19 protein-coding genes, 3 tRNA genes and 1 pseudogene are annotated in these 21,607 nt (G+C 67.0%); 16 read left to right on the top strand and 7 right to left on the bottom strand.

What is annotated here, in order from left to right; genetic code table 11:
- Positions 1-160 precede the first annotated feature (160 nt).
- From rplM to msrB, 4 genes are all read left to right on the top strand, one after another.
- A complete protein-coding gene (gene rplM / locus JMT67_RS03825) occupies positions 161-637 on the top strand; it encodes a 50S ribosomal protein L13 (RefSeq protein ID WP_054765955.1) in 477 nt (158 codons plus the stop codon).
- 2 nt (positions 638-639) lie between these two features.
- Entirely contained in the window at positions 640-1,131 is a 492-nt protein-coding gene (rpsI, locus tag JMT67_RS03820; protein WP_054765954.1) for a 30S ribosomal protein S9, read from the top strand.
- A gap of 103 nt (positions 1,132-1,234) precedes the next feature.
- Positions 1,235-2,173: an N-acetyl-gamma-glutamyl-phosphate reductase gene (argC, locus tag JMT67_RS03815; protein WP_201462731.1), complete on the top strand. Its 939-nt coding sequence runs from the start codon at positions 1,235-1,237 to the stop codon at positions 2,171-2,173.
- Positions 2,174-2,224: 51 nt separating this feature from the next.
- A complete protein-coding gene (msrB, locus tag JMT67_RS03810) occupies positions 2,225-2,722 on the top strand; it encodes a peptide-methionine (R)-S-oxide reductase MsrB (RefSeq protein ID WP_201462730.1) in 498 nt (165 codons plus the stop codon).
- Here msrB and JMT67_RS03805 read toward each other — a convergent pair.
- Entirely contained in the window at positions 2,719-3,096 is a 378-nt protein-coding gene (locus tag JMT67_RS03805; protein WP_183217295.1) for a hypothetical protein, read from the bottom strand. The genes msrB and JMT67_RS03805 overlap by 4 nt on opposite strands.
- On the bottom strand, positions 3,093-5,105 hold the full coding sequence (gene phaC / locus JMT67_RS03800) for a class I poly(R)-hydroxyalkanoic acid synthase (protein WP_201462729.1): 2,013 nt from the start codon (positions 5,103-5,105) through the stop codon (positions 3,093-3,095). Before phaC ends, JMT67_RS03805 begins: the two co-directional genes overlap by 4 nt.
- 130 nt (positions 5,106-5,235) lie before the next feature.
- On the opposite strand from phaC, the gene JMT67_RS03795 reads away from it, so the two are divergent.
- The 9 genes from JMT67_RS03795 to trhO all read left to right on the top strand — a co-directional run bounded on the left by JMT67_RS03795 (position 5,236) and on the right by trhO (position 10,561).
- Positions 5,236-5,673: a hypothetical protein gene (locus JMT67_RS03795; RefSeq protein WP_152950364.1), complete on the top strand. Its 438-nt coding sequence runs from the start codon at positions 5,236-5,238 to the stop codon at positions 5,671-5,673.
- A gap of 39 nt (positions 5,674-5,712) precedes the next feature.
- Positions 5,713-7,524, top strand: coding sequence for a single-stranded-DNA-specific exonuclease RecJ (gene recJ, locus JMT67_RS03790; RefSeq protein ID WP_201463968.1), 1,812 nt, complete (start codon positions 5,713-5,715; stop codon positions 7,522-7,524).
- A 95-nt stretch (positions 7,525-7,619) separates the two neighbouring features.
- Positions 7,620-7,694 (top strand) — tRNA-Glu (locus JMT67_RS03785).
- A gap of 233 nt (positions 7,695-7,927) precedes the next feature.
- Positions 7,928-8,470 (top strand): cold-shock protein, encoded by a 543-nt coding sequence (locus tag JMT67_RS03780; RefSeq protein ID WP_233455785.1) that lies wholly within the window; start codon positions 7,928-7,930, stop codon positions 8,468-8,470.
- 19 nt (positions 8,471-8,489) lie between these two features.
- A complete protein-coding gene (locus tag JMT67_RS03775; RefSeq protein WP_201462728.1) occupies positions 8,490-8,969 on the top strand; it encodes a DUF192 domain-containing protein in 480 nt (159 codons plus the stop codon).
- Between the two features lie 46 nt (positions 8,970-9,015).
- Positions 9,016-9,092: transfer RNA gene (locus JMT67_RS03770), tRNA-Pro, on the top strand.
- A 78-nt stretch (positions 9,093-9,170) separates the two neighbouring features.
- Entirely contained in the window at positions 9,171-9,476 is a 306-nt protein-coding gene (locus JMT67_RS03765; RefSeq protein WP_054765943.1) for an ETC complex I subunit, read from the top strand.
- A gap of 17 nt (positions 9,477-9,493) precedes the next feature.
- Positions 9,494-9,570: transfer RNA gene (locus tag JMT67_RS03760), tRNA-Arg, on the top strand.
- A 31-nt stretch (positions 9,571-9,601) separates the two neighbouring features.
- Positions 9,602-10,561, top strand: a complete 960-nt coding sequence (trhO, locus tag JMT67_RS03755; protein ID WP_201462727.1) for an oxygen-dependent tRNA uridine(34) hydroxylase TrhO — start codon at positions 9,602-9,604, stop codon at positions 10,559-10,561.
- A 225-nt stretch (positions 10,562-10,786) separates the two neighbouring features.
- On the opposite strand, the pseudogene JMT67_RS03750 reads toward trhO, so the two are convergent.
- Positions 10,787-11,215 (bottom strand): annotated as a pseudogene (locus JMT67_RS03750) (M13-type metalloendopeptidase); the annotation flags it as partial.
- A gap of 394 nt (positions 11,216-11,609) precedes the next feature.
- Here JMT67_RS03750 and JMT67_RS03745 point away from each other — a divergent pair.
- Together JMT67_RS03745 and JMT67_RS03740 are read left to right on the top strand one after the other, a co-directional pair.
- Complete coding sequence (locus tag JMT67_RS03745; protein WP_201462726.1) at positions 11,610-11,936, top strand: hypothetical protein; 327 nt, start codon at positions 11,610-11,612, stop codon at positions 11,934-11,936.
- A 440-nt stretch (positions 11,937-12,376) separates the two neighbouring features.
- Entirely contained in the window at positions 12,377-12,655 is a 279-nt protein-coding gene (locus JMT67_RS03740; protein ID WP_183217286.1) for a DUF6916 family protein, read from the top strand.
- Here the strand turns inward: JMT67_RS03740 and JMT67_RS03735 are convergent.
- The 4 genes from JMT67_RS03735 to JMT67_RS03720 all read right to left on the bottom strand — a co-directional run bounded on the left by JMT67_RS03735 (position 12,648) and on the right by JMT67_RS03720 (position 14,908).
- Positions 12,648-13,193, bottom strand: coding sequence for a GNAT family N-acetyltransferase (locus JMT67_RS03735; protein ID WP_182713120.1), 546 nt, complete (start codon positions 13,191-13,193; stop codon positions 12,648-12,650). The two genes, JMT67_RS03740 and JMT67_RS03735, sit on opposite strands and share 8 nt — an antisense overlap.
- The gene (locus JMT67_RS03730) at positions 13,186-13,725 is read right to left on the bottom strand and encodes a phage tail protein (RefSeq protein WP_182713119.1); all 540 of its coding nucleotides are present in this window, start codon (positions 13,723-13,725) and stop codon (positions 13,186-13,188) included. Before JMT67_RS03730 ends, JMT67_RS03735 begins: the two co-directional genes overlap by 8 nt.
- A gap of 36 nt (positions 13,726-13,761) precedes the next feature.
- Positions 13,762-14,304 carry a phage tail protein gene (locus JMT67_RS03725; RefSeq protein ID WP_183217284.1) on the bottom strand — a complete coding sequence of 181 codons (543 nt, stop codon included), beginning with the start codon at positions 14,302-14,304 and terminating at the stop codon, positions 13,762-13,764.
- A 67-nt stretch (positions 14,305-14,371) separates the two neighbouring features.
- The gene (locus JMT67_RS03720; RefSeq protein ID WP_182713117.1) at positions 14,372-14,908 is read right to left on the bottom strand and encodes a phage tail protein; all 537 of its coding nucleotides are present in this window, start codon (positions 14,906-14,908) and stop codon (positions 14,372-14,374) included.
- 336 nt (positions 14,909-15,244) lie between these two features.
- Between JMT67_RS03720 and JMT67_RS03715 the strand changes: the two genes are divergently transcribed.
- Positions 15,245-21,583 (top strand): IPT/TIG domain-containing protein, encoded by a 6,339-nt coding sequence (locus JMT67_RS03715; RefSeq protein ID WP_201462725.1) that lies wholly within the window; start codon positions 15,245-15,247, stop codon positions 21,581-21,583.
- The last annotated feature ends 24 nt before the right edge of the window (positions 21,584-21,607 follow it).

The raw sequence follows: 21,607 nt of genomic DNA, 5'->3' as shown, positions 1-21,607 counted from the left end.
TATTTTAATACCGCATAGAAAAAGACGTTTGTTTACACAGGGATGGCGCAATCTGGATGTCCTCGTTTGGATTGACGCCGTCGCCGCCCTCCTGTATCAGCGCGCCTTCATTCGGTTCCCTCGGGGCCGAACCCGATTTTCGTCTCCAGGAATCCTCTCAATGCTGAAGAGCACCACGGCTTCGTTGAAGCCGGCCGAGGTCGAGAAGAAGTGGATCCACATCGACGCCGAAGGCGTCGTCGTGGGCCGCCTCGCGACCTTCATCGCCAACCGTCTGCGCGGGAAGCACCGCGGCGACTACACCCCCCACGTCGATTGCGGCGACTATGTCGTCGTCACCAACGTCGACAAGGTGGTGTTCACGGGCAAGAAGAACACTGACAAGATCTACTACCGCCACACCGGCCACCCGGGCGGCGTCAAGTCGACCACGCCTGAGAAGGTGCTGGGCGGCCGCTTCCCCGAGCGCGTCCTGGAGAAGGCCGTCGAACGGATGCTGCCCAAGGAAAGCCCCCTGGCCCGCAAGCAGATGACGCACCTGCGTCTGTTCGCCGGCAGCCAGCACGACCACGAAGCCCAGCAACCGGAAACGATCGACTTCAAGTCGGCGTCGCCCAAGAACACCCGGAGCGTCTGAGCATGACCGACGTGACCAATGAAACCGCGACCGGCTTCGACGCCCTGAAGGGCCTGACCGCCTCGGCCGAGAACGACGCCCCCGTCTATGTCCAGAAGCTGGACGCCCAGGGCCGCGCCTATTCGACCGGCAAGCGCAAGAACGCCATCGCCCGCGTCTGGGTGAAGCCCGGCACCGGCAAGATCACCATCAACGGCAAGGACCAGGAGCAGTATTTCGCCCGTCCCGTGCTGCGCATGATGATCGCCCAGCCGCTGACCGTGTCGGACCGCGCCACCCAGTATGACGTGATCTGCACCGTCGAAGGTTCGGGCCTGTCGGGCCAGGCCGGCGCCATCCGCCACGGCCTGTCGCACGCCCTGACGCATTTCGAACCGGAACTGCGCAAGGTTCTGAAGCCGCACGGCTTCCTGACCCGCGACAGCCGCGTCGTCGAACGCAAGAAGTACGGCCGCGCCAAGGCTCGCCGCAGCTTCCAGTTCTCGAAGCGCTGATCGCATTCATGCGGTTTGGATTTGGGGCGCTTCGGGGAAACCCGGAGCGCCCTTTTTCTTGCCCATCTCCTCCGGCAGGAGCGGGACGGCCAAGGAGCAGCCTATGACGACCCACACCATTTTCATCGACGGCGAAGCCGGCACCACCGGACTGGAGATCCGCGAGCGACTGGAGGCGCGCGGCGATCTGGACTTGATGCTGCTGGGCGACCGGCGGCGCGATGTGGACGCACGGCGCCAAGCGCTGAATGCGGCCGATGCGGTGATCCTGTGTCTGCCTGACGACGCCTCGCGCGAAGCGGTGGCCATGATCGAAAATCCGTCAGTCAAGGTGATCGACGCCTCGACCGCCTATCGGGTCGATCCGGACTGGACCTATGGCTTCGCCGAGATGGATGCGGACCAGCGCGCGGCGATCGCCGCCTCGACACGGGTGTCCAATCCCGGCTGCTATCCCACCGGCTTCATCGCCCTGATGCGGCCCTTGGTGAAGGCCGGGCTGGTCCCGGCCGAATGGCCGGTTACGGTCAACGCGGTGTCCGGCTATTCCGGGGGCGGCAAGGCCATGATCGCCGAGTTCGAGGCCGAGGACGCCTCGACCGCCTATCGCGCCTACGGCCTGACGCTGAAGCACAAACATGTGCCGGAGATGACCAAACATTCGGGCTTGTCGCGCCCCGTCCTGTTCGCTCCCGCCGTCGGAAACTATCGCCAGGGGATGCTGGTCGAGGTTCCGCTGCATCTGTCCGCCCTGCCCGAGACGCCGTCGGTCGAGCGGCTGCACGGCGCCCTAGTCGAAGCCTATGAGGGCCAGCGGTTCGTCGAGGTCGCCGACCTGGAAGAGACCGAGGCCCTGACGGGGATCGAACCCGAGGCCCTGAACGGCACCAATCGTCTGCGTCTTCACGTCTTCGGCGACCGGGGCGGAGAGCAGGCGCGCCTGGTCGCCCTGCTGGACAATCTGGGCAAGGGGGCGTCAGGCGCGGCGGTGCAGAATCTGAACATCATGCTGGGGCTGGATGAGGCCACCGGGCTGAACTGAGTCTCGAGGACGGGAGAGAAACCTTTTCCGACTCGCCTTCGTACTGAGGGCATGACCCTGTCCTTGCTCCTCCATCGCCGCGGCCTCTTGACCGGCGTCGTCGCCCTGGCCGCCTGCTCGCCCGAGCCTACGGCGGCGGGCGAGGCCCAATACGCCGCCTCGCCCTATCGCCGGATTTCGGACGCAGAATGGCGGCGGCGGCTAGGCCACGCCGCCTGGCGGGTTCTGCGGCATGAGGCGACCGAACGTCCTTTCACCAGTCCCTTGAACGATGAGCATCGACGGGGGACCTTCGTCTGCAAGGGGTGCGACCTGACCCTGTTCCGCTCGAGCTGGAAGTTCGAGTCCGGCACCGGCTGGCCCAGCTTCTATGAGGTCATGGGCGCCAACATCGGCCGCAAGCGCGATTTTGCGATCGGCATTCCTCGCACGGAATATCATTGCGCCCGCTGTCTGGGACACCAAGGCCACGTCTTCAACGATGGTCCCCGCCCAACCGGACTGCGTTATTGCAACAACGGCGCGGCCCTGAAGTTCATGCCCGCCTAGATGCGATTGGCCCGGATGGCGGAATCGACCGTCACGCCGAACCAGACCGAGGCGATCAGGATCAGGAGGCCATAGTCATGACCCGGCGAAAAGACCGGCGCGGCGGCCGCGATGATCAGCACCAAGGGGAAAAGCCCTGCCCAGACGGCGGAGGCTGCGGAGGCCGGATGGATCATCGGCTGGGGCGTGGGGCGTTTCAGAAGCCGGTTCATCCCGCCGTTGAAGGCGACGAACAGGGCCGAACAGACGACGGCGGTGATCAGATATTTCGCCGCCTGGCCCGGCGCTCCGAACGCCGTCGCCGTCATGATCAAGAGCGCCAGGGCGACGCCCGTGCTGAAGGCCAGCATGAGGTTGGGTTCCAGACGGTTCAAGACTTCACCTTCACATAGGCGCCGGGGGCGGGTTCAAGCGGGGGCAGGGGGCCGGCCGACGGATCGCGCGCCGCGACGGGCTCGCCCGATCGCGCCCGCAGCCAGGCCGCCCAGTGCTCCCACCAGCTGCCGGGCGCCTCCACCGCGCCCGCCTGCCATTCGGCCAGGGTGTCGGGCAGTTCGGCGTTGGTCCAGTGCTGATACTTCTTCGCCGTCGGCGGATTGATGACCCCGGCGATATGGCCCGAGCCCGCCAGGGTGAAGGTGACGTCCTTGCCGCCGAACAGTTTGGCGGACCGATAGACCGAGTTCATCGGGGCGATGTGGTCCTCTCGGCTGGCCTGGAAATAGAGGGGGATTGTCACCTTGGAGAGATCCGCTGTCAGCCCGCCGATCTTGAACGCCCCCTGGGCCAGGGCGTTGGCCCCGTACATCTGGCGCAGATAGGCCAGGTGCAGGGCCTTGGGCATCCGGGTCTGGTCGGCGTTCCAGAACAGCAGGTCGAAGGCGGGCGGATCCTTGCCCAACAGATAGTTGCTGACGAAGAAGGACCAGATCAGGTCATTGGACCGTAGGGCGTTGAAGGTGTCGGCCATGGCCGCGCCGGGCAGGACGCCGCCGGCGGCGTCCATCTGGCGCTCGATCTCGGCGATCCAGTGGTCGTCTGTGAACAGCAGGAGGTCGCCCGCCTCGGCGAAATCGTGCTGGGCGGCGAAGAAGGTGGCCGCAGCGATCCGCTTATCGTCCCTGGCGGCCATATGGGCCAGGGCTGCGCCCAACAATGTGCCGCCGATGCAATAGCCGACGGCGTTGAGCCGATCGGTCCCGGCCTGCTCCAGCGTCTTTTCGACGGCGCGGTAGACCCCCTTCTCCAGATAGTCGTCAAACCCGTAGCCCGCCTTGTCGCGATCGGGATTGACCCAGGAGCAGACGAAGACGGTGAAACCCTGGCTGGACAGCCAACGGATCAGGGAATTGCCTGGCTGAAGGTCGAGGATGTAGAATTTGTTGATCCAGGGCGGGAAGATCAGCAGCGGAATCCGGTGCTGGGTCTCGGTCGCTGGGGCGTACTGGATCAGTTCGAACAGATCGTCGCGCCAGACCACCTGCCCCGGCGCGGTGGCGACGTTCTGACCGACGACGAACTTGCCGTAGTCCGCCTGGCTGATCCGCAGCGATCCGGCGCCCCGTTCCAGATCGGCGGCGAAGTTCTGCATGCCCTTGACCAGCGATTCGCCGCTCGTCTCCGCCAGGGCCTTCAGGGCGACGGGATTGGACGCCAGGAAGTTCGACGGCGAAAAGGCGTCCGTCAGCAGACGGGTGAAGAACTGGGCGCGCCGCTTCACCGCCGGATCGACGTCCTCGACCCCCGCGATCAGGCCGTTCATCCAGTCGGACGTCAGCAGATAGGAGCGGCGCATCAGGTCGAACATCGGGTTCTCGGACCATTCCGGATCCTTGAACCGCTTGTCGGCGGGGGCGGGCTTCGCCGGTTCGCCGGCCGCCTGACGCGCCGTATCGGCCCACAGGTCCATGTAGCGGCCGAACAGATCGGCCTGGGCCTGAAACAGCTTTTCGGGGCGCGCCGCCAGACCGCCCATGATCGACGTCAGGGCGGGCGCGATGTTGAACGGGTCGGGCGACAAGGCCGCCGGACGGTCGGCCTGCGACAGGGCGGCTTCGGCCAAGGCGCCCTGCGCCATCATCGCCGCCTTGGCCAGGTTCATCGACAGAGTCTCGATCAACTGGGCCTGGTCGGCGCCGAAGGGCGGGGCGACGTCCTCGGTTTCGGGCGGCCTCGTATCCGCCGGAGCGGGCTTGGGACCGCGCTTGGCGGCGGAGGCCGCAGCCTCCGATGCGTCGGCCTTCGCGGCCTTCGCGGCCTTGGGGGCCGTCTTGGCTTTTGAAGGGCGGGGCTTGGCCGAGGTCGGGCGTCCCGCCTTGCGCGGGGTCGGCTCGGTGCGGGGTGCGCCCGGCTTGGGCGGGCTGTCTTCGGGAGCGCGGGCCATTGGTTTCCTCCACCTTCTTGTGCGCGTCACGCCGGTTCGAACCCGCGCCCTTCCGCAGAGGACGATGATGGCATAAGACGAACCTCGAAATGAACGCGCACTTATCTAAAATGAAGCCGGCGGGCCGAAAATGAGGCGAGCCGCCTCCGTCGTCTGCCTGACGGGCCTCATCGCAGCCTCGGGCGGTTGTGCGCGGTCGCTGGGTCTGGACACCGATCCCGCCTCGCCCATTGCGCCGCGCGTCCAGGCGCTGGTCGACGCCAATCGAGACTATCCGCGCTGGCGTGATTTCCCCGCCGCCCCGACCGATCTGCCGCAGGTGGCCGAGGTCGCGGGCTCAGTCGATCGGCTCCAGGCCCAGGGCTCGGCCTTGGCGCAGGAGGCGGCGCGAATCGAATGGACGATGACCGACGCCGAGGCTGAAGCCGCGGCTGTCCGCGCCCAGGTTGGGGCCGTTCCCGTATCGCCCGACGCGGCCCGCACCCAGGCGGATATCGAGGCCTTCGCTCAGGAACTGAGAGATCGCGCCAAGGCGCCGCCGCCGGTCGATCGCCGACCGATCCCATGAGGCGGTCGCCGGGGCAGAGAATCCCCGGATGATGCGATGATGGCGGACGACGGCGGCTTCAAGATCGACAGCGGTTTCCTGGGCGTGTCCCAGTCCCTGTCCGGGCGGGCTTGGCGGCAACGCCCGGCGGACCCGGCCCTGATTCGCGCCCATCGTCAGGGCCTAGGTCTCGAGGAGCCGGTAGCGCGGGCGCTAGCGGCGCGCGGCGTGGGCGCCGATCAGGGAGCGGATTTTCTGACCCCGACCCTGCGGGCGCTTTTCCCCGATCCGTCCAGCTTCATGGATATGGACAGGGCGGCCGAGGCGATCGTCGATGCATTGCTGGCCAAGGCTCGGGTGCATGTCTTCGCCGACTATGATGTGGACGGCGCGTCGAGCGCGGCCTTGCTGGTGCGCTGGTTCCGGGCCATGGGCGCCGACCTGCCTCTGTACGTCCCTGATCGCTTGACCGAAGGCTACGGCCCGTCGGCGCGCGCCTTCGACACGCTGAAGGCGGCCGGGGCCGATCTGGTCGTCACGGTGGACTGCGGCGCCGCCGCGAACGAAGCTCTGGCCCATGCCGCCGCCATCGACCTGAAGGTCGTGGTGATCGACCACCATCTGATGCGGTCGGAGCCGCCGCAGGCCCTGGCGGTGGTCAATCCCAATCGCCCCGGCTGCAACTCAGGTCAGGGCAATCTGGCGGCGGCCGGGGTGGTCTTCGTGCTGTTGGCCGCCTTGAACCGCGAGGCGCGGCGGCGAGGCCTGTTCGCCGACCGGCCTGAGCCGGACCTGCGGCAGTGGTTGGACCTGGCCGCCCTGGGGGCCATCTGCGACGTCACCGGCCTGACCGGGTTCAACCGCGCCCTGACCAGTCTGGGCCTGAAGGTGATGAGCGACTGGAGAAATCCCGGTCTGCGCGCGCTTCTGGCCGCTGCGGGCGCGGAACAGGGCGCGGCCAAGAGCCATCACGCCGGCTTTGTTCTGGGGCCGCGCATCAATGCAGGTGGTCGGATCGGGCGCGCGGACCTGGGGGCGCGATTGCTGTCGACGGACGATCCGGCCGAGGCGCAGCAGCTGGCGCTGGAGTTGGATGCGCTGAACCTGTCTCGGCGCGACGTCGAGCGCGCTGTGACCGACGCCGCCGTGCGCAAGGTGGAGGCGACCGGGGCGCACGTCGATGATACGCCCGTGATCGTGGTCGCCGGCGAAGACTGGCATCCCGGCGTGGTCGGCATCGTGGCGGGGCGTCTGAGGGAACGCTGGCGCAAGCCCGTGATCGTCGTCGGATTGGACCCGGTGACGGGACTGGGCAAGGGGTCGGGCCGGTCCCAGCCCGGCATGAACCTGGGGCGGGCGGTCCAGGCCGCGTGGGAAGCAGGGCTGCTGCTGGCCGGAGGCGGCCACGCCATGGCGGCCGGGTTGACGGTCGAGGGCCGCCGACTGTCCGAGCTGTCCGCCTTTCTGGCGGAGCGGCTGTCCGGCGAGCGGGAGGACGCCGTGGCGATGGATGTGCTGGAGATCGACGCCCTGATCGATCCGGCCGCCGCCCGCCGCGATCTGTTCGATTCGTTCGAACGTCTGGCGCCGTTCGGTCCGGCCAATCCCGAACCCGTCTTCGCCCTGGGCGGGGTCCAGGCCCGCGAGGCGGTGCAGATGAGCGGCGGTCATGTGCGCTGTCGTCTGGTCGGGCCTGACGGGGCGTCCGTCCGCGCGGTGGCCTGGCGTTGCGCCGATCTGCCGATCGGCCGGGCCCTGCTGTCGGGCCAGGGGGGGCTGAATGTCGTGGGTCGTCTGAAGGCGGACGACTGGAACGGCCGGCGCGGCGTTCAGCTCGAGATCGAAGACGTGGCCGATCCCCGTCGCATATAACGGTCGCCGCTTCGGGACCAGGCTGCTGAAAAACTCGAAATCCGCGCTTGCACCCTTTTGAGGGCGCGGCTATATCGCCGGCTCTCCCGCGCAGCGGTCCCTTCGTCTATCGGTTAGGACGTCAGGTTTTCAACCTGAAAAGAGGGGTTCGATTCCCCTAGGGACTGCCACGCGGTGAAGCTGAGGCTCTGGCCTCCGGCCGCCTCACCTACAGAAATCCTCGCCAATTCAATCGTTGAGCGGTGCGCCGGATCGGTGTCGTTCGTGCGACACAACCGAGGCGTTTCTGCTGACCTGAGGCAATATTCCCACCCTCTGCGGCCAGATTCCGCTTTCCAAAGATTCGCGGAACAGTGTTAAACGGAATCCAAGGGTCCGTAGAGGAGCGGACGGGGGTATTAGGTTGACTGACTACCACGGGATTGAAACGGCGGAGACCGTTCGTGTCGTCGGTCGCGTCAAATGGTTCGATCCGACGAAGGGCTATGGCTTCATCGTTCCGGATGATCCGACTTTGACCGATCTGCGGGACGTGCTGCTGCACATCAGCAGTCTGAGAGACAAGGGGCGCGACCATGCGGAAGAGGGCGCGCCCATCGTGTGCGACTGCGTGCGGCGCGCCAAGGGATGGCAGGCCGTCCAGGTTCACGACCTGGGCGTCGGCGACGTCGCGGCGGTGGCGAGACGGCCCGGTACCGAGGCCGACAAGCCGGCGCCGCCGCTTGACGCCGGCGCGACGCTGGAGCCCGCCGTGGTCAAATGGTTCAATCGCACCAAGGGCTACGGATTCGTCGTGCGTGATCGCGAACCCGGCGATATCTTCGTCCATATAGAGACGCTGCGCCGTTGTGGACTGGACGATCTGGTTCCCGGCGACGTGGTTCAGGTGCGGTTCGCCAGCGGCCCCAAGGGGCTGGTGGTGGCGGAAATCAGAACGGGCGGCTGAAGGCCGCCCCGGAGGGCGGATGGTCGATCTGGTGCGACGTGCGTTTTCAGCCGGCTTGATGGCGCTGGCGCTTTCTGGGTGCGCCGCCAAGGCGCCGGTGGGCGTCAACGGCGAGCCGATGCAGCGGCTGGCGGTCGTCACCGCCTCGGGCGAACACGCCTTCTGGGTTGAGATCGCGGACGATGAGCCCGAACGGCAGCGCGGGCTGATGTTCCGTCCCCCGTTGGCGGACGATCAGGGCATGCTGTTCCAATGGCCGGGAGAGCCGCCGCGCGAACAGAGCTTCTGGATGCGCAACACCCCCAGTTCGCTGGACATTCTCTATATAGATCCGAAAGGGCAAATCGTCTCCATCGCCTCGCACGCCACGCCCTTTTCCGAGACGCCGATCCCCTCGAACGGCGCCGCCAACGGGGTTCTGGAACTGCGCGCGGGCCGGGCCTCTGAGATCGGCGCCAAGCCCGGCGACAAGGTTTTGCACCCTTATTTCAAGCCATGATTTGCGGATTGCGCGCTGAAGTGCCAATAGAGCGCTCCGTTCGGTCCGGGGTGTAGCGCAGCCTGGTAGCGCATCTGGTTTGGGACCAGAGGGTCGGAGGTTCGAATCCTCTCGCCCCGACCATGGAACGGCCGCTGGATTCCGTGTCCGGCGCGCGTTATGGCAGGTCCACAGGACCTGCCGATCACTAGGGATTTCGCCATGCTCGCCCGCATCTACCGCCCGGCCAAGACCGCTATGCAGTCCGGCAAGGCCAAGAGCCGCGACTGGCGCCTGGAGTTCGAACCGGCCTCGGCCCGCACGATCGACCCGCTGATGGGCTGGACGGGCAGCTCCGACATGAACGGCCAGGTGCGCCTGACCTTCGATTCGAAGGAAGAGGCCGTCGCCTATGCCGAACGTCACGGCATTCCGTTCCGGCTGCACGAGCCGCACGAGGCGCCGACGATCATCAAGGCCTATGCCGACAACTTCGCAACCAACCGCAAACAGCCCTGGACGCACTGACGTCGGGCGTTTGCCAGGCGCCCTTAGCTCAACCGGATAGAGCACCCGCCTTCTAAGCGGACGGTTGTAGGTTCGAGTCCTACAGGGCGCGCCATTCTCCGGCGGCGGCGATCAGAGCTTTCTCGATGACAGACCCCGCTTTCGCCTCTCCTCAGATTCGAATCGCCGCCCTGTATCGGTTTGCGCCGATAGGGGAGAGCAAGCTTGTCCTGGTGCGGGACCGGCTTCAGGCGGTCTGCGACGCGTACGGCGTCAAGGGCACGCTTCTGGTCGCGACCGAGGGGCTGAACGGCACGATCGCCGGGCCGGAGGCGGGGATTGAGGCGGTGCTGGGTGAGATCCGCGCCTTGCCGGGGTTCGCCGATCTGGACGTCAAATACGCCTGGACGGGGGAGGCGCCCTTCCTCCGGATGAAGGTCCGCATCAAACGCGAGATCGTGACCATGGGTCAGCCCGATCTCGACCCCGCGCGCCAGGCGGGGGTCTATGTGGCGCCTCAGGACTGGAACGCCCTGATCGCTGATCCGACCACCTTGGTCATCGACACCCGCAATGACTATGAGGGCGAGATCGGCGCTTTCGAGGGGGCGGTGCAGCCGAACACCGGCAGCTTCCGCGACTTTCCCGACTGGTTCCGCACGGAAGGCCGGGCGCTGCTGGACGAACGCAAGCCGCAGCGGGTCGCGATGTACTGCACCGGCGGCATTCGTTGCGAAAAGTCGACCGCCTTTCTGAAAGCGGAAGGGGTGGAGAACGTCCACCATCTGGAAGGCGGCGTCCTGCGCTATCTGGAAGAGGTCGATCCCGCCGACAGCCTGTGGCGGGGCGACTGTTTCGTTTTTGACGAGCGGGTGTCAGTCGGACATGGTCTGGTCCGGGGCGAGCACACGCTCTGCCGGGGCTGCCGCATGCCTATGGATGCGGCGGGGCGGGCCTCGCCCCATTTCATCGAAGGCGTCTGTTGCGACCGTTGCAGGGACACGCGCGACGACGCCCAGAGGCTGCGCTATGCCGAGCGGCAAAGACAGATCGAGTTGGCCCGAAGGCGAGGGCAGGCGCATCTGGGGCGAACGGATCCGGCCTGACGGGGCGCCGGCGGAAGCAGTGTCCGCTTTGTAGGTTAAATAAATTAAAACAACGTCATAAGCCACAATCTTGAATTGTTCGCACGTCTGTACCCACCTTTCGGATTGCCTCTGGATGAGTTCTAATCAGCCGGGGTCAGGCTGGATGACGCGGCGTGACTCAAAGGCGACGTTGGGCGCATACGCTTTTCGCAAGCGCCGAGTTCTGATCGTGAATCCGAGGCGCTACCAAACCACCACTCTTTCGTCTGGTGGTAGATACAGAGCCGCGTCCGGCCCGACATCGAATGCCGCGTACCAGGCGTCGAGATTGCGGACGACGCCGTTGACGCGGTAACGCGCCGGCGAGTGGTAGCTGTTCTGAGACTGACGCCTCAGGGCGTCTTCAGTTGTCTGTGTGCGCCAGAACTGCGCCCATCCCAGAAAGAAGCGCTGCTCTGCGGCGAAGCCGTCCAACCGGGCGTTCATGTCCATCCCGGTCTCCGCCGCATGCAGCCGGAGCGCATCAAGCGCCAGGGTCACCCCGACCAAATCTGCGAGGTTCTCGCCGAGAGATCGGCGCCCGTCCAGGTGAACGCCGGGTAGAGGTTCATAGCTATCGTATCGAGAGACCAGCCGTTCGGCCTTGGCGTCGAATGCGGCGCGACTGGTCGGCGACCGCCTTCCCGCGAGTGCGAGGCAATCGCAATACGACGATTTGGCTTACGCTCTTCTCTGGCTCAGTAGACCGCACACCCAGTAATGATGGCGACTAAAAGGACGAGCCAGCCATGCGGACCGCTATCGGTTGGCAGAGTTCTACAAGCTGCAACATGCGCTCCAGACGCATTTTTCAGGGGACCGTCACGACGCTGAACATCGTCGAGGGGGCATAAGACTGCCGAGTTTTTCGCTTCTTGCGCGCGCGTCGCTGGGGCTTGCCTGACACGACAGGACCCGCCTTCTCGAGCTTGGCGGCCAGCGACGACTTGCTCGACGCGCCTAAGGAAGAAGCGTCAGCCCTGGAAACGTCAAGGTTCCCGAGGCGACGCAACTCACCCCAGACCCCGTGAAACTGACGGTCGAAGTCGGATTGTCGAAGATTCCGGGCGACATGGAGGACATGCAGGTGGATCCTCCTGACACACTCCAGTTCAGGATCACCTGGCTGTTAATCCCCGACGGCAGGGTGGACGGCGTGGGAGCGACCAGACTTCCAAACCCATTCAGGGTCACCAGGAAGCAGTTCGGTCCCGTCAGGGTTGACGTGCCCAACCACGGCGCACCGCTCTGCATCCGCCAACTCGATCGCACCGAGCAGGTGACCGGTCCTATGAAGGTTTGGAAGGTGATGGTCCCGGTCGCCGGCCCCGTCACCCCGGGGGGCGGCAGATAGAAGGTGCCCGCCTGAGCCTGTTCCGCCGAAACAAGGCTGATCATGGATGCGGCTGCGGCCGCCATGAGCGTAGTTCTCAGCATCGATACCTCCTCTACACGCGCTGATTGACTATCTACAATCGCGTAAATAGCGCGAGAGTCAATCCGAGGCTGAGGCGCTCGAGCTGGGCGCTCTCAATTGGGTGTCCATTCGGTCCTTGCCAAGGACGCTGAAGTTGCAGACTTCCGACCCTGCCTTGGAGCCCGGCAGACGCCGAATAGTCGAGCCGCGGGGGGTGCGACGGGCGACGCGCCAGGGGGCAGCTGCGCAAAGTCCCGGCGGCGGGCTCCAGCTAGCAGGCGAAATCTCGGCGCGAGGAGGTGATATGCCCCAAACAGTCGCCATTCCGCTTGCCAGTTCGCGCAGCGCGGGTGAAGGTGGCGTGGGAGAAATGTTTAATGCCTAGTCTTCAAAGCTTTGCTGGGGTGGCCCATGAGGCGTTCGATCTGTCTGTGGGCGAGGCCACGATGCCGCTCACACTGGTGGAGGTTGCCCCTTTACCTGCCACTGGTCTGAACCCGCAGCCCTTCTCCCTGGTCTTCCGCGGGACTTCGGCGATCGTTCTGCCGCAGAAGATGTACAGCCTTAGCAATGCGACCTTGGGCAGGTTGTCGATCTTCCTAGTGCCGATCGGGCGCGATCCGGCGGGCGTGCTTTATCAAGCGGTCTTCAACTGATCGGCCAGATCATCCGGTCGTGGCTTGCGGACTCTTCGGCGGTCAAAACGAAGCCGAGGCGGCCGTAGAGGGCTGCGGCCCGTCGATTGGTTTTCAGGACATGGAGATCAAGCGCGTCGGCGCCGTGAGCGCGCGCTTCCGCCTGCACGATCCGCAGCAGGGCCCCGCCTAGGCCTCGGCCTTGTGCTTCGGGCAACAGGGCCAGATCGATCACGCGCCAGGTCGAGCTGGATCGATTCAGATAAAGCCGGCCGACGTCCACGCCTGCCTGCTCGATGATCCAGAAGTCCGTCGCCAACCGTTCGCCCACGAAATGGCGATGCTGGAGATCGAACTGACTGACGAGAAACGCCTCCGCCAGAACCGGCGGCCATCCGGCGGCGGCGACTTCTGATGAGCGGGTCGTTCCATAAAGCGCCCTGAGAAAGGGCAGATCGGCCTCGGCTGCGGGACGCAGTCTCAGTCTCAACCGCGACAGCCCGCGGCGCTCCAGCGGCTTGCCGGCCGCAGGAAACGGCGCGGGCGTCGTTTCAGTCAAAGTAGGGATAGTTTCCCGTAAGGGCGACTGCATAGGTCAGGCCGAGATAGGGCTGAAGGTTCTCGTGCGGCGCGCCCGACCCCGACAGGCCGATGGCGTTGGGGTTCATCATGGTTCCCGACGCGCCGACGGCGGCGAAGGCGTTGAAGCCTGAATTGCCCACAATGCCGATGGCTGACGCAGGCGTCGGCGCCGCCGTCAGCACAGAGGGGTCAGACGGCTCGAACTCGCTGATCGCATGGTTGTGCATGGGGGTTTCAGCCGCCGTCAGGGCGACGGTCGGAGCGCCGAAGGCCTGGCCCATAGGGCGACGGCTGTTGCCCGGCGATTGGCCGGCTCCGCAGGCTTGGCGGCTGGCCAGGTTAGGCAGACCGAAGGTGTTGACGCCGTCACCGCCGAACTGGATGCCGTACAATGAGAACAGCGCCGATTGCTGCCGGATGGGGACGAGCTGTCCGGCGGCGAGGGCCCAGCCGTACGGCGCAAACGGGAAGCCGAAAATCTGCACTTCGCCGATGAAGGGTTCAGACATTGAGAAGTCCTTGCGTTCTGATGGGGTCGAGCGAAGTCACGAGGGAGGGGAGGGGTAGTAGCCGAGGAGGGCGATGCAGTACTGAAGCGCCAGGGTGGGGGCGGTGTTGTCGTGCGGTTGAGAGCCGCCGGCGACGCCGAGGGTGGTCTGGGGAAAGGCCACGGGGGCGCCGTCGCCGGGCTGCGGATTGTAGAAGGTCTCGGCTATATCCGCCGGCAGGGCGGCGAGCACGGCGCCGGCCGGCGAATTGCTTGTCGCCACAGCCGTCGACGCCATCGGCGTGTGGACGTGCGGGCCCATCTGGAGCGACGTCAGCTGGACGGACTCCTCACCGGCGGTCATCCCGATCGGACGGTTCGAAAGGCCGGGGCCGGTCCCCTGGTGCACGGGCACCCGGCTTCTGAGATCCGGAATCCCGAACGTCTGCTGTCCATTGCCGCCGTAAGTCGTGCCCAGAAGGGCGAACAGGGCGTCATACTCCGCGATGGGCAACAGCGATCCGTCGCAGACGTGCCAGCCCTCGGGCGCGCCGCGCATGTAGGGCAGGAGGCGGATTTCTCCAACGTAGCATTCGCTCATTTTACATCCTCGATGATGTCCGCCTGGGCGGCTCAGTCCGATCTTGCTGCGCGTCGGCGGCGGACGGTCAGTTGCGCGAGGGGAAGACCCCCTGCAGGGCGATGTTGAAGTTGATGACCTGAAAAGGCTGCATGTTGTCGTGCGGCTGACCGCCGCCGGCGATCGACGTCGGATTGCCGGCGAGGGGGATCAGGTTTTGCGGCTGGCCGTAGAGCATGCCCGGTGCGGAGGCTTGCGCCAGCGTCTGGGCGCCGTCGAGATAGGGACTGACGCCTTCGGCTGTGGTCGCCATCATCGCGTGCGTGTGCGGGCCGTTCTGATCCGCCCTCAAAGACACCGTCTCAACCCCGCCGACCTGACCCATCCCATAGGGCGCGGGCTGCCAGCTGGGGTTCTGTGAGGGGAAGCCGCCGACCGGCGTGCGTCCCCGCAGATCCGGCAGTTTGAAGGTGGTGACTCCGTCACCGCCGTAGGTGACGCCGAGCAGGGCGTAGAGGGCGTTGTTCTGCGCGATGCTGAGGATGGCGCCGTCGCAGCGCGCGAACCCGCGCTGCGCATAGTTGAAGCCAGTCATCATGATCTGGCCCAAGAAAACAGTCGACATGCGGCGTCCCTCGGTTCGCGGAAAACGAGTGTTGCGGCTCGAGAGCCGCCTCGTCGGCAGACCGGCAGCATGGGGGGCGGGCCTCAAAAACCGCAAGTATTTTTTCTGCAACTCGCCGAATTTAGCAAATGACACAACCAAGTGTAGCGTAGCAGTTTTGACGGAAGTAACAGTTTTAGCGTCATAAAAGGCGAATTCGAAATTAATGAGTCGCCGCCGCCATATCTCAGTGATACGTAGGGTAGTGTCCTTAGCGGGGCAATACCGCAGGGCGTCGAGCTGAGGGCCCTGCCAGGGGCGCACAGCTTAGGCGTGAGTTTTGGGTAGGGGTGGGCTTTGGGTAAATCGTTTGTCGGGCGTGGGCCCCGCGAGGCTGCGCGCCTGCTCGCCGCATTCGGCGTCGGCCTGCTCGCGCTCCTTCTTTTGGCGTTCAGCAGCGGCTCGGCCCGCGCCCAGTCCGTGTGCACGATCACCGCGTCCGCCTCGCGCTCGGATTCGAACTTCAGTGGTTCGGGTCAACTGAATCTTCTTCGCGTGCCCGGCGACGGCGCGGCGTACGCCGTATTCAAGATTGCTGCGGATTCGGATCCTGAATCGCTCGTCTACGCCTGCGCGACGTCCACCCTGGCCTCCAGCCCGCGCTTCGAAGGGAACATCCTGAACGGGGCCGGCACGAACAACCGCGCCCTGCTCACGACCGGCTGGACCTTCACCTTCAACGACGGATCGAGCCTGACGCGGCCGTCAGGCAGCAGCTATGTGTTTTTCACGCCCGTGGCGGGTCAGACGACGGTCACGCTGTCGGGGTCGGGCGTGCTGTCCACGGGGGCTTCGGCGCAAAGCCAGTATAGCGCCAACCAATCCTACAGCGGCACGTTCGACATCGCTCAGGGCTCAGCATCCACAGGGCGCGATACGAACAACACCTATAGCGCGGTCGCATCGGTCTCTTCGCCGCCTGCGATAACAAGCGTCTCGCCCGGCAGCGGATCGACCGCCGGCGGTACGAGCGTCACCCTCTCCGGAACCGGGTTCAGCAGCAGCGGCAATTCGGTCGTGATCGGCGGCGTTTCCGCCACCCCCTCTGCGGAATCATCGACCTCCATAACCTTCACCACGCCGGCGCATGCGGCGGGATCGGTGGACATCGTCGTCACCACGGCCGACGGTCAGAGCGTGACGTCCACGAACGCCTATACCTATGTCGCGTCGCCCACCACGACCGGCGTCACACCGAACTCGGGCCCGACGGCGGGCGGAACGAGCGTTGTGATCCAGGGAACGGCCTTTACCGGCGCGACCGCCGTCTCCTTCGGCGGATCGCCCGCCACGGGTGTCGTCGTGAACAGCGCCACGCAGATCACGGCGGTTTCTCCCGCAGGTTCGGCGGGAACCGTGTCGGTTTCGGTGACGACGCCGGGCGGGACGGGGACACTCAGCAACGCCTTTGTTTATGTGGCGGCGCCGACCATCACTTCCGTATCGCCCGCCGCGGGCCCTACCGCCGGTGGGACCAGTGTGACCGTAACCGGAACGAACCTGTCAAGCGCTACGGGCGTCGCCTTCGGCGGCGTCGCCGGCACGATCACGGCCAACACCGCCACCTCCATCACCGTCACCGCCCCGGCGGGGGCGGGCATCGTCGATGTCGCCGTCACCACGGCCGGCGGCGTGGCGACCGCCGTCAGCGGCTACGCCTATGCGGCCGCTCCGACGATCAACGGGGTCTCGCCGAACACAGGTCCCGAGACCGGAGGGACCACGGTCACCCTGACCGGAACCAATCTGACCAATGCGAGCGCCGTCACCTTCGGCGGAAACGCGGCGACCATCACCGCCAATACCGCCACCTCGATCACCGCCACCGTGCCGGCGGGCGCGGGATCGGTCGGGGTCGCCGTGACCACGGCCGGCGGGACCGCTACAGCCGTCAACGCCTATAGCTATATTCCAACCCTGTCGGTGACGCCGGGCGCTGCGACGGGCACGAGCGTGGGCGGCGCCTTCAGCCAGGCGAACCCGGCCTCGGGCGGGACGGCGCCCTATGTCTACGCCCTGGCCTCCGGCGCCCTGCCGGCGGGCGTCAACTTGAACACCGCGACCGGCGCAGTGACGGGCACGCCGACGACGGCGGGCGCCTTCGCCTATGCGATCCAGGCGACCGACAGCCAGGGGACGCCGGCCACGGCGACCGGGGCCACGGTCTCGGGGACCATCGCCAAGGGGACCCAGACCATCAGCTTCGCGGCCCTGGCGGACGCCTCCCTGTCGGCCTCGCCGCTGACGGTGTCGGCGACCAGCAGCTCGGGCCTGGCGGTGGCCTTCACCTCGGCCACGACCGGGGTCTGCATCGTGTCGGGAACCAGCGTCACCCTTCTTAGCCCTGGGACCTGCACCCTGAACGCCGACCAGGCGGGCGACGCCAACTGGGATGCGGCGACCCAGGTTCAGCGCAGCTTCACCGTCACGGCGGCGACCCTGTCGGTGACGCCGGGCGCGGCGACGGGCACGAGCGTGGGCGGCGCCTTCAGCCAGTCGAACCCGGCCTCGGGCGGAACAGCGCCCTATGTCTACGCCCTGGCCTCCGGCGCCCTGCCGGCGGGCGTCAACTTGAACACCGCGACCGGCGCAGTGACGGGCACGCCGACGACGGCGGGCGCCTTCGCCTATGCGATCCAGGCGACCGACAGCCAGGGGACGCCGGCCACGGCGACCGGGGCGACGGTCTCGGAGACCATCACCAAGGGGACCCAGACCATCAGCTTCGCGGCCCTGGCGGACGCCTCCCTGTCGGCCTCGCCGCTGACGGTCTCGGCGACCAGCAGCTCGGGCCTGGCGGTGGCCTTCACCTCGGCTACGACCGGGGTCTGCACTGTGTCGGGAACCAGCGTCACCCTTCTTAGCCCTGGGACCTGCACCCTGAACGCCGACCAGGCGGGCGACGCCAACTGGAATGCGGCGACCCAGGTTCAGCGCAGCTTCACCGTCACGGCGGCGACCCTGTCGGTGACGCCGGGCGCGGCGACGGGCACGAGCGTGGGCGGCGCCTTCAGCCAGTCGAACCCGGCCTCGGGCGGAACAGCGCCCTATGTCTACGCCCTGGCCTCCGGCGCCCTGCCGGCGGGCGTCAACTTGAACACCGCGACCGGCGCAGTGACGGGCACGCCGACGACGGCGGGCGCCTTCGCCTATGCGATCCAGGCGACCGACAGCCAGGGGACGCCGGCCACGGCGATCGGGGCCACGGTCTCGGGGACCATCGCCAAGGGGACCCAGACCATCAGCTTCGCGGCCCTGGCGGACGCCTCCCTGTCGGCCTCGCCGCTGACGGTGTCGGCGACCAGCAGCTCGGGCCTGGCGGTGGCCTTCACCTCGGCCACGACCGGGGTCTGCATCGTGTCGGGAACCAGCGTCACCCTTCTTAGCCCTGGGACCTGCACCCTGAACGCCGACCAGGCGGGCGACGCCAACTGGAATGCGGCGACCCAGGTTCAGCGCAGCTTCACCGTCACGGCGGCGACCCTGTCGGTGACGCCGGGCGCGGCGACGGGCACGAGCGTGGGCGGCGCCTTCAGCCAGTCGAACCCGGCCTCGGGCGGAACAGCGCCCTATGTCTACGCCCTGGCCTCCGGCGCCCTGCCGGCGGGCGTCAACTTGAACACCGCGACCGGCGCAGTGACGGGCACGCCGACGACGGCGGGCGCCTTCGCCTATGCGATCCAGGCGACCGACAGCCAGGGGACGCCGGCCACGGCGACCGGGGCGACGGTCTCGGGGACCATCACCAAGGGGACCCAGACCATCAGCTTCACCTCCACCGCGCCGGCCGCCACGGTTCCTGGATCGGTCTATACGGTCACGGCTGTCGCGACCTCGGGATTGAACGTGTCCTTCAGTCTGGACGCCGCCAGCACAGGGTGCGCCCTGGCCGGCGCCGCCGTGACCTTCACCGGACCGGGAACCTGCGTGATCAACGCCGATCAGGCGGGAGACGCGAACTGGACAGCGGCGGCGCGCGTGCAGCAGAGCTTTGCAGTCACAGCGGCTGCTCCGATCGCGGCGGATGTGACTGGGGTGGCTGTGCCCTTCAACAGCCCCGGATCCGCCATTGACCTGTCCAGCGCCATCACCGGCGGCGCCCATGGCTCGGTCGTGATCGTCACCGCGCCCGCGCACGGCGCCGTGACCGTCGCCGGCGACGTCCTCACCTATGTGCCGACATCCGGCTATTTCGGCCCGGACAGCCTGACCTATCAGGCGGTCGGCGCAGGCGGAGTGTCGAACACGGCGACGGTTTCCTTGACGGTCGCGGTTCCAGCGGCGCCGGTCGCCTCGGATCGCGTCGGCGTGACGGTCGCGTTCAACAGTGCTGGGACGGCCGTCGATCTGTCCGGCTCGATCAGCGGCGTGCGGACCTCCATCGCGATCGCGACGGCCCCGGCGCACGGCGCCGCGACGGTGTCGGGCGAAGTCGTCACCTATAGGCCGACCGCAGACTACTCTGGCGCCGACAGCTTCACCTATGTCGCCACGGGTCCGGGCGGCGCCTCTGCGCCGGCGACCGTCAGCTTGATCGTCGAAGCCCCTGCGGCTCCTGTCGTGACGCCGCCCGCTGCGCCTGTCGCACCGCCGCCGCCGAGCGGGAGCGGACCTCAGCCGGTCAAGGTGCCGCTGGCGCCGAACAGCAGCGGCGTCGTCACGGGCTACCGGGTCGACGCTCCGCCGCAGAACGGCGTCGCCGCCATCTCCGGCGACGGCTCCGCCGCCGATCCCTGGGTGCTGACCTACACGCCCGCCGCCAACTTCCTCGGGACGGAAACCGTGTCGGTCGTCGCCACTGGACCGGGCGGAGACTCGGCGCCCGCTGCCTTCGTGATCCAGGTCGCGGGCAAGGCGCCCGACTTCGCCTTGACGACCCGGCCCGGCGCGCCCGTGACGATCACCCCGACCACAGGCTTGGTCGGCGGCCCGTTCAACGGCTTGCGCATCACACGCCCCCCGACCTCCGGCTCCGCCGTCGTCGAGGGCCTGACCATCGTCTTCACCCCCGCCGCCGCCAATTCGAGCTTGCGGTCGCTGGAGACGGTGTCTGCGGCGGCCGGCGTCGCGTCGCTGGCCTATGTGATCGACCTGCCCTTCGGCGCATCGGCGCCGGGCGAGGTCAGTCTGGCGGCCTTGGCCGTCCCCGGTGAACAAGCCTTGACCGCCGCCACGCTTCAAGGCGTCCCCGTGACCGTTCGGATTGACGATACGACAGGTGGACCCTTCATCGGCGCCGCCGTGGTGTCCGTCGCTCCGACCACAGCCGGATCGGCGACGTTGACCACGGTCGCCGGGGAGCGGAGCCTCACCTTCACGCCGGCGACGGACTTCACCGGAGAGGCCGTGATCACCTTCAGCCTGACCAATGCTGCGGGTTCGACCAACGGCGTCCTGACCGTCACCGTCGAAGGCCGACCTGATCCGGGACTGGATCCGGAGGTGCGCGGCGTCGCCACCGCGCAGGTCACGTCGGCCCGACGGTTCGCCGACGTTCAGCTGAACAACTTCCAGCGACGCCTACAGGCCCTCCGTAGCGGGACGAACGGATCATCCAACGGCTTGAGCCTCAACTTCGGCCTGGGCGGCTTGGCCGACAGGGACAATGATCCGCGGCAGGCGCTTCGGCAGGCTCTGGGCGCGCGCGATCCCATCGACCCGGGCGCCCTGAACGACCGGAGCCGCGATGCGCTCGGTCTCGAGACCGGGGTCGGCGGCGACGCCCTCGAAGCGGCGGCCTCCACGCCTCGCTCCAATACCCTCTCGGCCGCTCCAAAAGGCTCGCAGGGTGTGGGGTCTGTCGGGTTCTGGACGGCCGGCTCCATTGACTGGGGACGGCAGGACGCGGCGGGACAGCGGGACTATCGCTTCACGACCCAAGGCGTGACCGTGGGGCTGGACTACCAGATCGCGGACGGGCTGGTCGTCGGCGGCGGCCTTGGTTACGGCGAGGATCGGACCAAGGTCGGCGACAACGGCACGGTCTCCAACGGCTCGGCGTTCAGCGCCGCCCTCTATGGAAGCTGGCGCCCGACCCGGGGGCTGTATGTCGACGGCGTCGCGGGCGTCTCTGACCTGGACTTCGACGCCCGTCGCTGGGTTTCGGGACTGGCCGGCCAGCCAAACGGCTATGCGGCGTCCGAGCGCTCGGGGGAGGCCCTCTTCGCCTCGGCGGCGTTCGGGCGGCTGCGGCGCTCCGACCGGGTAACGACGGACCTTTACGCCCGCATCGACGCGCGGGAGATCACTCTGGACGGCTTTACCGAAACCGGCGGGGGCTATGCGGCCCTGGTTTGGGACGGCGTCGATCAGAGCAGTCTGTCCACCAACCTCGGCGCGGCCTTGCGATGGGTCGCCGACACCCGCAGCGCCGGCGTCATAACCGCCTCCGCCCGTCTCGAATGGTCGCATGAGCTTGAAGAGGTGGGACGCCAGACGGTCCGCTACGCCGACTGGGCGGCCAGTCCGTCCTATCTGGTGCCGTTGGACGCCTGGTCGCGCAATGCGCTCAAGCTCGACCTTGGGGCGGATTGGCAGGTGTCGGATCGTCTGCTGCTCGGCTTGGGGTATCGTGGCCAGTTGGGCGACGCCAGCGTCAGCCATGGCGCCGAACTGCGGTTTACCTACGGATGGTAGCCGCCATCATGACGCCGGCCCGGA

The sequence above is a fragment of the Brevundimonas aurantiaca genome (genome assembly GCF_904830995.1).
GTDB lineage: Bacteria > Pseudomonadota > Alphaproteobacteria > Caulobacterales > Caulobacteraceae > Brevundimonas > Brevundimonas aurantiaca.
The sequence above is the reverse complement of the archived record's forward strand: the minus strand, read 5'-3'. Positions and strand labels throughout refer to the sequence as shown.

Excerpts from the sequence above, each read along its gene's own strand:
- rplM (WP_054765955.1), top strand. The coding sequence starts at position 161 with ATGCTGAAGAGCACCACGGCTTCGTTGAAGCCGGCCGAGGTCGAGAAG.
- rpsI (WP_054765954.1), top strand. The coding sequence starts at position 640 with ATGACCGACGTGACCAATGAAACCGCGACCGGCTTCGACGCCCTGAAG.
- argC (WP_201462731.1), top strand. The coding sequence starts at position 1,235 with ATGACGACCCACACCATTTTCATCGACGGCGAAGCCGGCACCACCGGA.
- msrB (WP_201462730.1), top strand. The coding sequence starts at position 2,225 with ATGACCCTGTCCTTGCTCCTCCATCGCCGCGGCCTCTTGACCGGCGTC.
- phaC (WP_201462729.1), bottom strand. The coding sequence starts at position 5,105 with ATGGCCCGCGCTCCCGAAGACAGCCCGCCCAAGCCGGGCGCACCCCGC.
- JMT67_RS03795 (WP_152950364.1), top strand. The coding sequence starts at position 5,236 with ATGAGGCGAGCCGCCTCCGTCGTCTGCCTGACGGGCCTCATCGCAGCC.
- recJ (WP_201463968.1), top strand. The coding sequence starts at position 5,713 with ATGGCGGACGACGGCGGCTTCAAGATCGACAGCGGTTTCCTGGGCGTG.
- JMT67_RS03775 (WP_201462728.1), top strand. The coding sequence starts at position 8,490 with ATGGTCGATCTGGTGCGACGTGCGTTTTCAGCCGGCTTGATGGCGCTG.
- JMT67_RS03765 (WP_054765943.1), top strand. The coding sequence starts at position 9,171 with ATGCTCGCCCGCATCTACCGCCCGGCCAAGACCGCTATGCAGTCCGGC.
- trhO (WP_201462727.1), top strand. The coding sequence starts at position 9,602 with ATGACAGACCCCGCTTTCGCCTCTCCTCAGATTCGAATCGCCGCCCTG.
- JMT67_RS03740 (WP_183217286.1), top strand. The coding sequence starts at position 12,377 with ATGCCTAGTCTTCAAAGCTTTGCTGGGGTGGCCCATGAGGCGTTCGAT.
- JMT67_RS03730 (WP_182713119.1), bottom strand. The coding sequence starts at position 13,725 with ATGTCTGAACCCTTCATCGGCGAAGTGCAGATTTTCGGCTTCCCGTTT.
- JMT67_RS03725 (WP_183217284.1), bottom strand. The coding sequence starts at position 14,304 with ATGAGCGAATGCTACGTTGGAGAAATCCGCCTCCTGCCCTACATGCGC.
- JMT67_RS03720 (WP_182713117.1), bottom strand. The coding sequence starts at position 14,908 with ATGTCGACTGTTTTCTTGGGCCAGATCATGATGACTGGCTTCAACTAT.